16 protein-coding genes, 1 tRNA gene and 1 pseudogene are annotated in these 13,655 nt (G+C 74.0%); 5 read left to right on the plus strand and 13 right to left on the minus strand.

Annotated elements, in window-relative coordinates; all coding sequences use genetic code 11:
• Positions 1–515: 515 nt before the first annotated feature.
• Positions 516–1,001 (plus strand): annotated as a pseudogene (locus DMH08_RS42840) (PH domain-containing protein); the annotation flags it as partial.
• 90 nt (positions 1,002–1,091) lie between these two features.
• Here DMH08_RS42840 and DMH08_RS24040 read toward each other — a convergent pair.
• Together DMH08_RS24040 and DMH08_RS24045 are read right to left on the minus strand one after the other, a co-directional pair.
• Positions 1,092–1,176, minus strand: a tRNA-Leu gene (locus DMH08_RS24040).
• Positions 1,177–1,221: 45 nt separating this feature from the next.
• The gene (locus tag DMH08_RS24045; RefSeq protein ID WP_084550229.1) at positions 1,222–2,748 is read right to left on the minus strand and encodes an MFS transporter; all 1,527 of its coding nucleotides are present in this window, start codon (positions 2,746–2,748) and stop codon (positions 1,222–1,224) included.
• A gap of 63 nt (positions 2,749–2,811) precedes the next feature.
• Here DMH08_RS24045 and DMH08_RS24050 point away from each other — a divergent pair, with 63 nt between their 5' ends.
• The 4 genes from DMH08_RS24050 (at position 2,812) to DMH08_RS24065 (ending at position 6,467) form a co-directional block, all read left to right on the plus strand.
• The gene (locus tag DMH08_RS24050) at positions 2,812–3,414 is read left to right on the plus strand and encodes a TetR/AcrR family transcriptional regulator (protein WP_034517847.1); all 603 of its coding nucleotides are present in this window, start codon (positions 2,812–2,814) and stop codon (positions 3,412–3,414) included.
• 113 nt (positions 3,415–3,527) lie between these two features.
• Positions 3,528–4,541, plus strand: coding sequence for a sensor histidine kinase (locus tag DMH08_RS24055; RefSeq protein WP_125617882.1), 1,014 nt, complete (start codon positions 3,528–3,530; stop codon positions 4,539–4,541).
• A 79-nt stretch (positions 4,542–4,620) separates the two neighbouring features.
• Positions 4,621–5,538, plus strand: a complete 918-nt coding sequence (locus DMH08_RS24060; RefSeq protein ID WP_125617884.1) for an MEDS domain-containing protein — start codon at positions 4,621–4,623, stop codon at positions 5,536–5,538.
• Positions 5,538–6,467, plus strand: coding sequence for a sensor histidine kinase (locus tag DMH08_RS24065; RefSeq protein ID WP_026402519.1), 930 nt, complete (start codon positions 5,538–5,540; stop codon positions 6,465–6,467). The genes DMH08_RS24060 and DMH08_RS24065 overlap by 1 nt, the downstream gene beginning before the upstream one ends.
• A 29-nt stretch (positions 6,468–6,496) precedes the next feature.
• On the opposite strand, the gene rdgB is transcribed toward DMH08_RS24065, so the two are convergent.
• The 11 genes from rdgB to clpS form a co-directional block, all read right to left on the minus strand.
• Positions 6,497–7,117, minus strand: coding sequence for an RdgB/HAM1 family non-canonical purine NTP pyrophosphatase (gene rdgB, locus DMH08_RS24070; protein WP_026402518.1), 621 nt, complete (start codon positions 7,115–7,117; stop codon positions 6,497–6,499).
• Complete coding sequence (gene rph / locus DMH08_RS24075; RefSeq protein ID WP_199747976.1) at positions 7,114–7,833, minus strand: ribonuclease PH; 720 nt, start codon at positions 7,831–7,833, stop codon at positions 7,114–7,116. Before rph ends, rdgB begins: the two co-directional genes overlap by 4 nt.
• A gap of 48 nt (positions 7,834–7,881) precedes the next feature.
• Complete coding sequence (locus DMH08_RS24080) at positions 7,882–8,631, minus strand: MBL fold metallo-hydrolase (RefSeq protein WP_125617888.1); 750 nt, start codon at positions 8,629–8,631, stop codon at positions 7,882–7,884.
• Positions 8,632–8,670: 39 nt separating this feature from the next.
• Positions 8,671–9,567 carry a glutamate racemase gene (gene murI, locus DMH08_RS24085; protein WP_125617890.1) on the minus strand — a complete coding sequence of 299 codons (897 nt, stop codon included), beginning with the start codon at positions 9,565–9,567 and terminating at the stop codon, positions 8,671–8,673.
• Positions 9,568–9,712: 145 nt separating this feature from the next.
• Positions 9,713–10,576, minus strand: coding sequence for a thioesterase family protein (locus tag DMH08_RS24090; protein WP_325052945.1), 864 nt, complete (start codon positions 10,574–10,576; stop codon positions 9,713–9,715).
• A gap of 114 nt (positions 10,577–10,690) precedes the next feature.
• Positions 10,691–11,638, minus strand: coding sequence for a PLP-dependent cysteine synthase family protein (locus DMH08_RS24095; RefSeq protein WP_026402513.1), 948 nt, complete (start codon positions 11,636–11,638; stop codon positions 10,691–10,693).
• A 32-nt stretch (positions 11,639–11,670) separates the two neighbouring features.
• Positions 11,671–11,943, minus strand: a complete 273-nt coding sequence (locus DMH08_RS24100; RefSeq protein ID WP_026402512.1) for a MoaD/ThiS family protein — start codon at positions 11,941–11,943, stop codon at positions 11,671–11,673.
• 85 nt (positions 11,944–12,028) lie between these two features.
• On the minus strand, positions 12,029–12,157 hold the full coding sequence (locus DMH08_RS42455; RefSeq protein WP_267898570.1) for a hypothetical protein: 129 nt from the start codon (positions 12,155–12,157) through the stop codon (positions 12,029–12,031).
• A gap of 45 nt (positions 12,158–12,202) precedes the next feature.
• Positions 12,203–12,646 (minus strand): Mov34/MPN/PAD-1 family protein, encoded by a 444-nt coding sequence (locus tag DMH08_RS24105; protein ID WP_026402511.1) that lies wholly within the window; start codon positions 12,644–12,646, stop codon positions 12,203–12,205.
• A gap of 75 nt (positions 12,647–12,721) precedes the next feature.
• The gene (locus tag DMH08_RS24110; RefSeq protein WP_125617892.1) at positions 12,722–13,300 is read right to left on the minus strand and encodes a DUF2017 domain-containing protein; all 579 of its coding nucleotides are present in this window, start codon (positions 13,298–13,300) and stop codon (positions 12,722–12,724) included.
• Entirely contained in the window at positions 13,300–13,596 is a 297-nt protein-coding gene (clpS, locus tag DMH08_RS24115) for an ATP-dependent Clp protease adapter ClpS (RefSeq protein ID WP_026402509.1), read from the minus strand. The genes DMH08_RS24110 and clpS overlap by 1 nt, the downstream gene beginning before the upstream one ends.
• Between the last annotated feature and the right edge of the window lie 59 nt (positions 13,597–13,655).

Genomic DNA, 13,655 nt, shown 5'->3' on the forward strand with positions numbered 1-13,655 from the left:
CGACCCCCGTCCCCGCCCCGCGCGAGGCCCCGGAGGCCGAGCCGCCCGACCGCGCGCCGTCCGACCGCACGCCGTCCGAGGTGTTCGCCCGGTTCGAGCCGCGCTGGGTCGTCTACAACATGTTCAACTTCTGGGCGTACGTCCTCGCCGCCGGTCTCGCCTGGGGCGGCTACTGGCTGCTGAGCGGGTTCGGCGTGAACGTCTCCGGCGCGGTGTCGGGACTCCTCGACCGCGAGGGCGCGGGCCGCGCGCGGGCCGTCGCCGCCGCGTTCGCCGCCGTCAGCGCCGTCGGCGTGCTCGGCCTCGCCGTCACGTACTTCACCGACTACTGGGGCTTCGAGCTCGCCCGCGTCCCCGGACGGGACGGCACCCTCCTGCGGACCCGCCGGGGCCTGTTCACGACCCGCGAGGTCAACCGGGACGAGAACCGGATCCGCGGGGCCCAGATCTCCCAGCCGGGGCTGTGGCTCTGGCTCGGCATGGCCGACACCCGCATCGTCACGACGGGCCTGTCCATGTGGTCGCCGTCCCAGCCGGCGGACATCCTGCCCCGCGGCCCCTTGACGGCGGCCCGGCGCGTCACCGGACGGGTGCTCGGCGGTGCGGACAACCCGCTGGAGGCGGCGCTCCACCCGCATCCGCGCGCCGCGCTGCGCCGCCGTCTCGTGTGGGCCACGACCGCACCGGCCTGCCTCGCGCTCGTCCTGTCCTGGCTCGTCCTGGCGGACGCCCTGCCCGCCGCGGCGCTGTGGGTCCCCGCCGCGCTCTGGCCGTGCGCGCTCGGCGCCGCCGCCGTCGCCTACCGGGCGCTCGGCCACACGATCGCCGGGCCGTACCTCGTCGTCCGGTCGGGGCTCGTCACCCGCTCCACCACGGCGCTGCGGACGTCGGCGGTGAGCACCGTCGTGATCCGCGAGTCGCGGCTGCAGCGCCGGCTCGGCCTGCGGACCGTCTCGGCGATGACCGCCGCCGGGGACGGCGGCTACGACGCCCCGGACATCGGGCGGGACGAGAGCCTGGCGTTCGCCGTCCGGGCCGCGCCGGGGCTCCTCGACCCGTTCGTCTCGGCCGGGGGCGGGGAAGGCGCCGGGTGCGGGCGGGGGGATTCGAACCCCCACGGTGTCGCCACCAACAGGACCTAAACCTGCCGCGTATACCAGGTTTCGCCACGCCCGCGCGCGCCCCCGGAAGGGGGCGCGCTCAGCTTAGCGGCTCGGGCGATCACACCGGCATCGAGTTCGTCCCCTCGTGCTCCGCCGCGGGCTCGGGGGCCGCGTGCGCGGGGCGTCCGCGGAGCATCGCCGCGACGAGGACGGCGGTGCCGGCCAGGGCGGCCGCCGAGCAGAGCAGCGCGGTGCCGATGCCGGACGCGAAGGCGTCGTGCGCCTGCTCGGCGATGCGGGGGCCGAGCCGCGCGGCGACCGCCGGGGACGCCTCGGCCTGCTCGGCCGCGCGGGCCGGGACGCCGGCGAGGTCGAGGTCGGCGCGGTAGGCGGACTGCAGGACGCTGCCGAGGACGGCGATGCCGAGCGCGCCGCCCAGCTCGCGGGCGAGGTCGTTCACGGCCGAGCCGACGCCCTGCTTCGCGGCCGGGACGGCGTCGGTGATCGCGGCGGTCGCGGGGGTCATCGCGAGGCCCATCCCGGCGCCGAGCGGGATCAGCCCGGCGAGCAGCAGCCAGTAGGAGCTGTCGGCGTCCAGGAGGGAGAGCGTCGCCATGGCGGCGCTCACCAGGAGCAGGCCCGCGGTGACGACGCGGCGGTGGCCCAGCCGGGCGGCGAGCCGCGGCGCGACCACCCGGGCGGACGGCATCAGCGCCGCGGCCATCGGGAGCAGGCTCGCCGCCGCGAGGAGCGGGCCGTCGCCCTTCACGATCTGCAGGTACTGCAGGACGATGAACACGAAGCCGAAGAACGCGAAGAACTGCACCGTGATCGAGAGGGTCGCGGCGGAGAACGCGGGGATCCGGAACAGCCGCGGGTCGAGCAGCGGGTTCGGGCGGCGCAGCTCCCAGCCGACGAACGCGGCGAGCAGGACGGCCGCGAGCGCGAAGCCGCCGAGGGTGCGGGCGCTCGTCCAGCCCGCGTGCGGCGCCTCGATGATCGAGTAGACGCCGGCGCCGAGGCCCGCGACGGTGATCAGCGCGCCGGTGACGTCGAGGCGCGGGGCGTCCGGCTCGGCGGACTCGGGGACGACGGCGAGGGTCGCGGCGAGCGCGACGGCGGCGAGCACCACGTTCATCCAGAACACCGACCGCCACGACCAGACCTCCAGGAGGCTCCCGGAGACCAGCAGCCCGAACACGGCGCTGCCGCCCGCGACGCCCGCCCAGGCGCCGACCGCGCGGGCCCGCTCCCGGGCGGGGAAGGTCGCGGTGATCGTGGAGAGGGTGGCGGGCATGACCAGGGCGGCGCCGATGCCGAGCACGCCGCGCATCGCGACGAGCCGGGCGGGGTCGTCGGCGAACGCGGCGGCGGCGGAGCCCGCACCGAAGATCAGCAGCCCGGCGGCGAGGACCCGGCGGCGCCCGTACCGGTCGCCGATCGCGCCGCCGAGCAGCAGCAGCGCGGCGAACACGAGCGCGTAGGCGTCGATGATCCAGGCCAGCTCGGTCTGGGTGGCGCGCAGGTCGCGGGCCAGGGACGGCAGCGCGGTGTTGAGGGACGCGACCGCCGACACGACGGTGGCGAGGGAGAGCATCACGACGGGCAGCACGGCCCGGTGCACGCCCGGTTCCTTGGATCGCATGTCGGTCTCCTTCGGTGGCGACGCCTCGAATGTCGCGGCCGGCGGAGCTATATTTCAACCGTGATGAATAAATCCCGGGGGCGGCGGCGCGGCTCCCCCGACACCCGGGAGGAGATCCTCGCGGTGGCGCGCCGCCGGTTCCTCTCCGACGGCTACGCGCGGGTGACGCTGCGCTCCGTCGCCGCCGAGGCGGGCGTGGACGCCGCGCTGATCAGCTACTTCTTCGGATCGAAGAAGGGCCTGTTCGGCGCGGTGCTCGGGCTGCTGGCGAACCCGCCCGAAGTGCTGGCGGCCGCCCTGCCCGGCGACCTCCCGGGCCTGCCCGAACGCGTCCTGCGCGCGCTGCTGTCCGCCTACGACGACCCCGTCGGCGGCCCGCGGCTCGTGCTGATGGTGCGCACGGCCGTCCAGGAACCGGAGCTGTCGCGGCTGCTCAGGGACGTCGTGTGGCACGAGATGCTGGAGCGGATCGCCGCGCGGATCGGCGGCCCCGACGCGTCCGGGCGCGCCGCCGCGTTCGGCACCCAGCTCTCCGGGGTGGTGTTCGGCCGGTACGTCCTCGCCATCGAGCCGATCGCCTCGATGCCGACCGATGAATTCGTGGCCCGGCAGCTCCCGCCCATGCGCGCCGCCCTGTTCCCGCCGCGCCGCCGCCCCGGCATTTGAAAAGGGGACCTGCGCGGAGAAGCCGGGCGTCCTACTCTGGAGGGTGTCCGTGCGCTGCGCCGCGATGCGCGTGCGCACGGTGACGCCGTGATCGACAACTCGCTGGGGGCGCCGTGAGCGCGACCTTCACCCACCGCGTACTGCCGTACGACGGGGTGGACGAGTTCCTCGCCGGCGCCGTCCCGTTCCTCGGCGAGGGGCTGGCGGCGGGCGACCGCGTCCAGGTCGTCTGCGGGCTCGGCCTGGAGGTGCTCCTGCGCGACGCCCTCGGCGACGACGCCGGGGCGATCCGGTTCAGCGACGCGGCCCGCTGGTACGCGCACCCCTCGCGGACCCTCGCCGACTGCCTCAGCGACGCCGAGGAACTGGACGGCGAGGGGCGGCGGCTGCGGCTGCTCGGTGAGCCCGTGTGGGCCCGGCGGCGGCCGCTGGAGGTCCTCGAATGGCAGCGGGTCGAGGCGATCCTCAACATCGCCTTCCGCGGGACCGGCGCCGCGATCATGTGCCCGTACGCCGCGACGCTCCCGCCCGGCGTCGTCGCGGCGGGCCGCCGGACGCACCCCGAGACCGTCCGGGGAGCGCGCGCCGTGCCGAACCCCGGGTACATCGACCCGGGCGCGTTCAGCGCGCGGTGCGACCGCGAACCGCTGCCGCCGCCGCCCGCCCACGCGGACGAACTGAAGATCGACCGTCCGGACCTGTACTGGCTGCGCGCCTACGTCGCCGAGTACGCGCGCCGCACCCCGCTGCCCGACGAGGACCTGCAGCGCCTCCTGGTCGCCGTCACCGAGGTCGTCACGAACGCGGAGCGGCACGGCGCGCCGCCCCTCATGCTGCGGATGTGGACGGACGCGGCCGAGGACGCGCGCGGCGACCCGGCGTTCGTGTGCGAGGTCTCCGACGGGGGCCGCTGGTCCGCGGGGGCCGGGTTCGGGCTCGTCCCGCCGCGCCGGTCCGAGGCGGGCGCCTGCGGGCGGTTCGGGCTGTGGGCGGTGCGGCTGCTGTGCTCGCTCGTCCAGATCCGGACGGGCCCGGCGGGGACGGTGGTGCGGTTGCGGCTGACCCTGCCCGGCCCGCTTTCCGATCCCGTGCCCGGTTTCCGGCCCGGTCCGGGCGACGGAGGGTGATGGACTCCGTGCAACGAGCTTCCAAATGCCGCCGGACGGCGTACCCTGGACCCATCCACGACGACTCGATGGGCAGGCCATGGAGACACCCTGGTTCGCCAAGCGACACGTGAGCGAGATCCGGCCGGGCGACCACGGCTGGCTGGCCTATTCCGGCTTCGAGGAGCGCGACCGGGTCATCGGCCCGTTCGTGCGCGAGGGGCTGGCGACGAACGAGAAGGTCGTGTACGTCACCGACGCGCCCGCCGACCGGCTGCCCGGTCTCGGCGCCGGGGTGGACGCGGCCGCTTTCCAGCGGTCCCGCCAGCTGCGGGTGATCTCGCGGCGCGACGCGTGCCTCGACCGCGCCGGCGGGTTCGAGCCCGCGCGGATGCTCGACACCCTCGCCGGCGAGGTCGGGTCGGCGTTCGGGCAGGGCTTCCGGGCCGTCCGCATCACCACCGACTACAGCTGGCTGCTGAACGATCCCGGCGTCGCCGACCTCCCCGGCGTCCTCGGCTGCGAGCACCGCGTCGGCGACGCCGTCTCGCCCAGCACCATGGCGATGGCGGTGTGCCAGATCGACCGCTGCGCCTGCCCGCCCGAGCAGCTCGCCGCGCTGCGCGACACCCACGAGGTTCTCGTCGAAGTCGATCCCGAGTACGAGGACAACGTCCTGCGGATCGTCCGCACCTTCGCGCCGGACGGCCTGCGCGTCGAGGGCGAGCTGGACGCCGCGCGGCACAAGGCGTTCGAGGACAGGCTGGCGCGGGTCAGCGTCGGGCCGGACGGGCGGCGCCGCGGCGTCCGCCTGGACCTGTCCCGGCTCCGCTTCATCGACCTGCGCGGCCTGCACCTGCTGGTGCGGCACGCCGTGTCGCTCGACGGCGACGACGCGCTGATCCTGGACGGGCTGCAGCCCGAAGTCGAGAACGTGATCGAGATGGTCGGCTGGCACCGGCTGCCGGGCCTGGCCCGCGGCCGCGACCGGGTGCCCGAGACGGAGGACCTCGCCTGATGACGCTGGAGCACAAGGCGTTCGTGTACGCGGGCACCGACGACTACCTGGCGGTCACCGTCCCGTTCCTGGAGGCGGGGCTGGAGGCCGGCCAGAAGGTCATCGCCGTCGCGCGCGAACCCCACCTGACGGCGCTGCGCGAGACGCTCGCCGGGCACGGCGACGCGATCACTTTCCGGGACTCCGCGGCCTTCTACCGCCACCCCGTCCACACCCTGCGCGACTACCAGGAGATCGTGAAGGCCAGCGCCCCCCGCAGCGTGTGCGCCCTGGCCGAACCGGTGTGGGACGGCTGGGACGAGCGGCAGACCCGCGAGTGGATCCGCTACGAATCCCTGATCAACGTCGTGTTCGGCGGCTCCGGGGCGCGCGCGCTGTGCCCCTACGACGGGACGTCCCTGCCCGCCGAGGTCGTCCGGCAGGCGCACCGCACGCACCCGCTCGTCGTGCGGGACGGCCGCTCGGTGTCCAACGACGCGTACGTGCAGCCCGAGGCGTTCGGCGCCGAATGCGACCGGATCCGCGGCTTCGCCCGCCCCGCCGACGCCGACCACCTGGTCATCGACGGTGCCGACCTGCACGCGCTGCGCACGTTCGTCGAGCGCCGCGCCGCCGCGCACGGCCTCGGCCGCACCCGGACGCTGAACCTCGTCACCGCCGTGAACGAGCTCGCCGCCAACGCCCTCCAGCACGGCACGCCGCCCGCGGGCCTGCGCGTGTGGGCCGACGGCGACGACCTGGTCTGCGAGGTCGGCGACCACGGCTGCTGGCGGCCGGTGCCCAGCTCCCTGACCGGGTTCATCCCGCCCGACACCGCGCTCCAGCCCGGCTTCGGCCTGTGGACCGTCCGGCTGCTGGTCGACCTGATGGAGCTGCGCACCGGATGGGACGGCACCTTCGTCCGCATCCGCACCCGCCGCGACGGATAGCGGGGCGGCGGGTCAGGTGAGGGCGGCGGTCAGGTGAGGCCGGCGGCGGCGAGCGCGTCCGGGAGGATGCCGGCGAGGGCGCGGAACGCGCGGCCGCGGTGGCTGATCGCGTCCTTCTCCTCCGGCGACAGCTCCGCCGTCGTGCGGGTCTCGCCCTCCGGCACGAACACCGGGTCGTAGCCGAACCCGCCGGTGCCGCGCGGGGCGCGCGCCACCGTCCCGCGCATCCGGCCCTCCACGCAGTGCTCGACGCCGCCGGGCAGGACGAGCGCCGCCGCGCACACGAACGCCCCGCCGCGCCGCTCGTCCGGGGCGTCGGCGAGCTGGTCGAGGACGAGCCGCAGGTTCGCCCCGTCCTTGTCGCCGGACGCCTCGCCGAACCGGCCCGACCAGCGGGCCGACAGGACCCCGGGCATGCCGTTCAGCTCGTCCACGCACAGGCCGGAGTCGTCGGCGACGGCGGGCAGGCCGGTGTGCGCGCAGATCGCGCGGGCCTTCAGCAGCGCGTTGCCCTCGAACGTCGGCTCCGTCTCGGGGACCTCCGGCGCGTCCGGGAACTCGGCGAGGCCCGCGACGTCGATGCCGTCCAGGATGCGGCGCAGTTCGGCGATCTTGCCTTGGTTGCGGGTGGCGAGGACGATCCGGGTCATCGGCCGAGCGCCTCCCGCTGCAGCCGGGTCAGCTCGGCGCAGCCGCCCGCCGCCAGGTCGAGCAGCGCGTCGAGCTCGGCGCGGTCGAACGGGGCGCCCTCGGCGGTGCCCTGCACCTCGACGAACTTGCCCTCGCCGGTGCAGACGACGTTCATGTCGGTCTCGGCGGCCGAGTCCTCCTCGTAGCAGAGGTCGAGCCGCGCCTCCCCCTGCACGACGCCGACGCTGACCGCCGCGATCGAGGTGGTGAGCGGGTCGCGCTTGACGAGGCCGCGCTCGCGCATCCAGGTCACCGCGTCCGCCAGCGCGACGTACGCGCCGGTGATCGCGGCGGTGCGGGTGCCGCCGTCGGCCTGCAGGACGTCGCAGTCGAGCCGCACCGTGTTCTCGCCGAGCGCCTTGGAGTCGATGCAGGCCCGGATGGACCGGCCGATCAGCCGGGAGATCTCGTGGGTGCGGCCGCCGATCTTGCCCTTGACGGCCTCGCGGTCGTTGCGGGTGTTGGTGGCGCGGGGCAGCATCGCGTACTCGGCGGTGACCCAGCCGAGGCCGCTGTCGCGCCGCCACCGGGGCACCGAGTCCTCGACGGACGCCGCGCACAGCACCCGGGTGCCGCCGAACTCGACGAGCACCGAACCCTCCGCGTGGTCGAGCCAGCCGCGCTGCAGGCGGACGGGACGGAGGCTGTCGGGCGCGCGATCATCGGGGCGAGACATGCGCACCACCCTAACGCCGACCGGGGGCCGCACCGCGGCGCGTCCGCCTCACAGGTCGTAGCGGGTGCCGACCCGCGCCAGCTCGATCTCCCCGCCGTAGCCGCCCGACTTGGCCTCCTTGAGCGACACGTCCGCGTCGTTCCACGGGACGAGGTGGGTGAGGACGAGCCGTCCCACGTCGGCGCGCGCGGCGTGCTCGGCGGCCTCGCGGGCGGTCAGGTGCAGCTCCGACGGCAGCGCCGGGCCCTCCAGGAAGGACGCCTCGCACAGGAACAGGTCGGCGTCCCTGGCCAGCTCGACGAGCGTGTCGGACGGCCCGGTGTCGCCCGAGTACGCGAGCGCCTTGCCGCCGTACTCGATGCGGAACGCGTACGCCTCGACGGGGTGCGGCATCAGCGCCGTCGTCACCCGGAACGGGCCGATCTCGAACGGGCCGCGCCGCAGGGTCCGGAAGTCGAACGTCTCGGACATGCCGGGGTCGGGTTCGAGGTCGTAGGCGCGGGCCATCCGGGCGGCCGTGCCCTCCGGGCCGTGCACCGGGATGCGCGGCGGCGGGCCGCTCGGCCGGTACGTCCGCGCCACCCAGTACCCGCACAGGTCGAGGCAGTGGTCGGCGTGCAGGTGCGAGATGCACACCGCGTCGATCTCGTACATGGAGTGGAAACGCTGCAGCGAGCCGAGCGCACCGTTGCCGAGATCGAGGATCATGGCGAAGCCCTCGGCCTCGACGAGATAGCTGGACGCGGGACTGTCCGGTCCGGGAAAACTGCCGGAGCAGCCGATCACAGTGACCCGCACGCTCACTCCTCCTTCTGCGTCCCCCGAGGAATCAGGTGGTCATCCGGTGGTCAGGGCCCGACCGAGGTCGCTCTCGACCGTGCCGATCTCCGGTCCGAGGAACCGGCGCCCGAGCTCGGCGAACACCTCGGGGTCCCCGGTCACGCGGAAGCGGTGCCGCGGCGGGGGCGTCCCCTCGGCGCGGGCCAGTCCCCGGTCGTGGAGCACTCGGTACACGTCCTTGGCGGTCTCGTCGGCGCTTGAGACCAGTGTGACCCCGTCTCCGACGACATACGAGATGACGCCGGCAAGAAGGGGGTAATGCGTGCAGCCGAGGATGAGCGTGTCGCAACCGGCGTCCACGACGGGCTTCAGGTACTCGCGCGCCGCGTCCAGCAGTTCGTCCCCGGCCGTCACTCCCGCCTCGACGAACTCGACGAAGCGGGGGCAGGCGGCGCTGACGAGCTCGATGTGCGGGGCCGCGGCGAACGAGTCCTCGTAGGCGCGGCTCTGCACGGTGGCGCGGGTCGCGATCAGCCCGACGCGTCCGTTGCGGGTGGCGCGGGCGGCGCGCCGGGTCGCCGGGTTGATCACCTCGACGACCGGGACGTCGTAGCGCTCGCGGGCGTCGCGCAGCATCGCCGAGCTGGCGCTGTTGCAGGCGATCACCAGCATCTTCACGCCCTCGTCGACGAGGCTGTCGAGCATCTCCAGCGCGAACGCGCGGACCTCGGCGATCGGCCGCGGCCCGTACGGCTGGCGGGCCGAGTCGCCCAGGTAGACGATCGGCTCGTTCGGGAGCTGGTCGAGGATCGCGCGGGCCACGGTGAGACCGCCGAACCCGCTGTCGAAGACCCCGATCGGGGCGTCCAGCGGAAACTCCCCGAGCGGATCCGGAGGCGCCTCCGCCGGGAGGAGCGCGGGATCGTCCCCGCTCGGCGAACCGGCATCTGACATGGTCATCAAGGCTAGGCGACGTACGGACCCACAGGGACGTCATGCGTTGGACATCACACCGCCACCCGGCGGAAAACACACCCGCCCATGGGTCCGCGCCCGATGTCGTGGAATTCTCAGGCGAAACGCGGGGGAAAAAGCGGGACTACTTGAAGCCGCCCTTGGGGACGCGCGCGAGCTGCCGGCTCTGCGCGACCAGCCGGCCCGCCGAGTCCCACACCTCGACCTCCTCGTCGAACCAGCCGCCGGTCAGCAGCCGTCCGGAGCCGTGCAGGGCGAGCCAGCCGGGCGCGGGGACGGCCCGCATGTGCCAGGTCAGCTCGACGGTCGGGGCCCAGCCCTGCGCGCCGAGGTTGAGCGAGACGGGCGGCAGCGCGTCCACGGCCAGCGCGAGGACGTACGGGTCGGGCTCGTGCCCGTCGGGCAGCCGGAACCAGGCGCGGACCTCGGGACGGCCGCTGGGGTTGCCGTCGAGCCAGCCCATGGTGGTGCGGTCGAACCGCATGTCGACGTGGTCGGCGAAGCCGTTGCTGTCGCCGGGCGGGCGGGCGCCGGTGCAGTCCTCCAGCGGCGGGAGCGGCACGGCGGGCGGCTCGCCGGCCCAGTCGGGGTCGGTGCCGGGCTCCAGGGTGCCGGTGGTGACGAGCGCGTCCACGATGCGCTTGCCGTTCTGGACGAGGCTGACCAGGGACGTCGCCGCGGTGCGGCCCTCCTTGCGCGGCTCGACGACGATCTCCGCGGGGGCGCCCGCGTCGGCGACGCGCAGGAAGTTCGTCGCGGTCGAGACGGGGTGGGCGTGCGGGGAGGCGTCGACGGCGGCGCGGCCGAGCAGCGCCATCAGGTAGCCGCCGTTGGGCGCCGCGCCGATGCAGTAGCCGGGGTGGATGTCGACCTCGTAGCGGCCCTCGCCGGTCCGCCGCACGGCGGTGGCGTCCGCGAACACGCTCATCTGCACTCCCTGCTGCTCCACCGCGCGGCGGGCGTCCGCCCGGCCGGATTCTAGAACCATATTCGGAACCGAACCCTACCGTCCGCCGAGCGGACCGCCCCTATGAGTAGCATCACGCTACTGACACGCGAGGGCCGGGGACCGGCCCCGTCCCGCGGGCACCGGCCGCCGGCCTCAGGCCCAGAGCTGGCCCTCCAGCGCCGCCTCGGCCTCCTCCAGCGTGCCGCCGTACGCGCCCGTCGACAGGTACTTCCACCCGCCGTCGGCCACGATGAACACGATGTCGGCCCGCTCCCCAGCCTTGACGGCCTTGCGCGCCATCCCGATCGCGGCGTGCAGCGCCCCGCCGGTCGAGATGCCGGCGAAGATGCCCTCCTGCTCCAGCAGCTCGCGGGTGCGGCGCAGCGCGTCCGCCGACCCCACCGAGAACCGCGTCGTCAGCACCGAGTCGTCGTACAGCTCGGGGATGAACCCCTCGTCGATGTTGCGCAGCCCGTACACCAGCTCCCCGTAGCGGGGCTCCGCCGCGACGATCTTCACGTCGGGCACCTGCTCGCGCAGGTACCGGCCGACGCCCATCAGCGTGCCGGTGGTGCCGAGGCCCGCGACGAAGTGCGTCACCGTCGGCAGGTCGGCGAGGATCTCCGGGCCGGTCGTCTCGTAGTGGGCCAGCGCGTTGGCCTCGTTGCCGTACTGGTAGAGCATCACCCAGTCCGGGTGCTCCGCGGCCAGGCCCTTCGCGACGCGGACGGCCTCGTTCGACCCGCCCGCCGCGGGCGACGGGATGATCTCCGCGCCCCACATCTCCAGCAGTTGCCGCCGCTCCGCCGAGGTGTTCTCCGGCATCACGCACACCATCCGGTAGCCGCGCAGCTTCGCGACCATGGCGAGCGAGATGCCGGTGTTGCCCGACGTCGGCTCCAGGATCGTGCAGCCCGGCGTCAGCAGCCCGTCCTTCTCCGCCTTGTCGATCATGTAGAAGGCGGGCCGGTCCTTCACCGAACCGGTCGGGTTGCGGTCCTCGAGCTTGGCCCAGAGCCGGACGTCCCCGCTCGGCGACAGGCGCGGCAGCCCGACCAGCGGCGTGCCGCCGACCGAGTCCAGCAGCGACTCGAAACGCATGTCGTTCGTCGTCTCCGTTGTCGTCCGGCCGGTCAGCCGCCGGCGACGGCCGGGAGGATGGTCACGCTGTCGCCGTCGGAGACGGCGGTGTCCAGCCCGCCGAGGAAGCGCACGTCCTCGTCGTTGAGGTAGACGTTCACGAACTTCCGCAGGCCCTTGTCGTCGACCAGGCGGTCGCGCAGGCCCGCGTGCCGCGAGTCCAGGTCGGTGAACAGTTCGTCGAGCGTGCCGCCCTTGCCCTCCACGGACTTGGCGCCGTCGGTGAGATTGCGCAGGATCGTCGGGATCCGGACCTCGATCGCCATCGCGATGATCTCCTTTTGGTCGTACGGGGGCTCCCCGCCCAAGCCGTTGCAACAGGGCGGGGAACGCGGGAATTCCAGGTGAGGATCAGCGCGTCGGCGAACAGTCGTAGACGACCTCGGCGCGCGAGTGCCCGAACAGGAAGCTCTGCACGGGGGGCACCACGGCGGGCGGGACGCGGCGCCGCGCGCCCGTTCTGCTCCCGCTCGTCCACATGAGGCCCACTTTACCTGTCCCGACCATCGCTCTCCGTAGCGCCCATCACACCTGCGCGGAGCCCGGCGCGGAGCCCGGGTAGGAGTCGACGATCACGACTTCCTCCTCGGTCACCTCGCCGTCCAGGATCCGGTACGAGCGGAACTCCACGTCGTCCTCCTCGCGGGTGGAGACGAGGACGTAGTGCGCGTTCGGCTCCTGCGCGTAGGAGATGTCGGTGCGCGACGGGTACGCCTCCGTGGCCGTGTGCGAGTGGTAGATCACCACCGGCTCCTCGTCGCGGTCGTCCATCTCCCGCCACACCTTCAGCTGCTCCTGGGAGTCGAACCGGTAGAACGTCGGCGAGCGCTCGGCATTGACCATCTGGACGAACCGGACGGGACGGTCGGACCCGATCGGGCCGGCGATGACCCCGCAGGCCTCGTCGGGGTGGTCGGCGCGCGCGTGCGCGACGATCCTGTCGACCAGGGAACGCTCGATCGTCAGCATGTCCCGAAGGCTACCCGGACGCGCGGCGGCGCTCCGCGCCGAGCCCGCACTGTGGACGACCCGCCGCCGCCCCGTTCACCACAGCGCCTGGACGAGGCTCTCCTGCAGCATCGTGAGCCAGTCGTACGCCGCGAACATCGGCGTGCGCGGATCGTCCCGATCGAGGCGCACCGCCTCGTCGTACCACTCCTCGCTGATGTCCAGCCGGGTGCCCAGCGCCAGCCGGACGTCGTTCAGCGCGCGCAGCCACACCTGCGCCTGCTCGTCGTCCAGCACCACCCCGCCGCCCCCGCCGGGAAGCGTCTTCAGCACCGTCGCGGCCGCGTCGCGCTTGCCGTCCCGCAGCCCCATCTCGGTGTAGCGGCGGAAGTCGCCGGCGGCCTCGGCCTCCTCGCGGCCCGCCTCCGCGCCCGGATCGCCGTACGCGTCCGGGAACAGCCGCGCGAGCACCGGATCGTCGGGCTTCTCGGCCTTCTCGGCGATGCCGATGGACGCCAGCGGATCGTCCGGCGGGCCCGACCCGGGCGCGCCGCCCGCGTCCGGCGACCCCTCGATCAGCGCGAGCATCTGCTCCATCAGCGACGCCAGCAGCTCCGCCTCCTCGGCCGCCAGCCGCACCCGCACGCCGGCCCGCGTCCGGCGGACGTCCGCCATCAGTCGTCCCGCTTCACGGTCGCCCACAGCCCGTAGGAATGCAGGATCTCGACGTCCCGCTCCATCTCCTCGCGGGTGCCCTTGGCCACGACGGCCCGCCCTTTGTGGTGGACGTCCAGCATCAGCTTCTCCGCCTTGGGTTTCGCGTAGCCGAACACGGTCTGGAACACGTACGTGACGTACGACATGAGGTTGATGGGGTCGTTCCAGACGATCGCCAGCCAGGGCCGGTCGGCGCGCGCCTCCTCCTCGACGTCCGGCCGCTCCAGCTCGACCGGTGCGGGCGCCGTGCTCATGGCGCTCATGGCCTGCGTCTCCCCCTCTCGCCCGCGAGATCGGTCCGCCCTCGCATCCG

It is taken from the genome of Actinomadura sp. WAC 06369, from assembly GCF_003947565.1.
Classification (GTDB): Bacteria; Actinomycetota; Actinomycetes; order Streptosporangiales; family Streptosporangiaceae; genus Spirillospora; species Spirillospora rifamycini.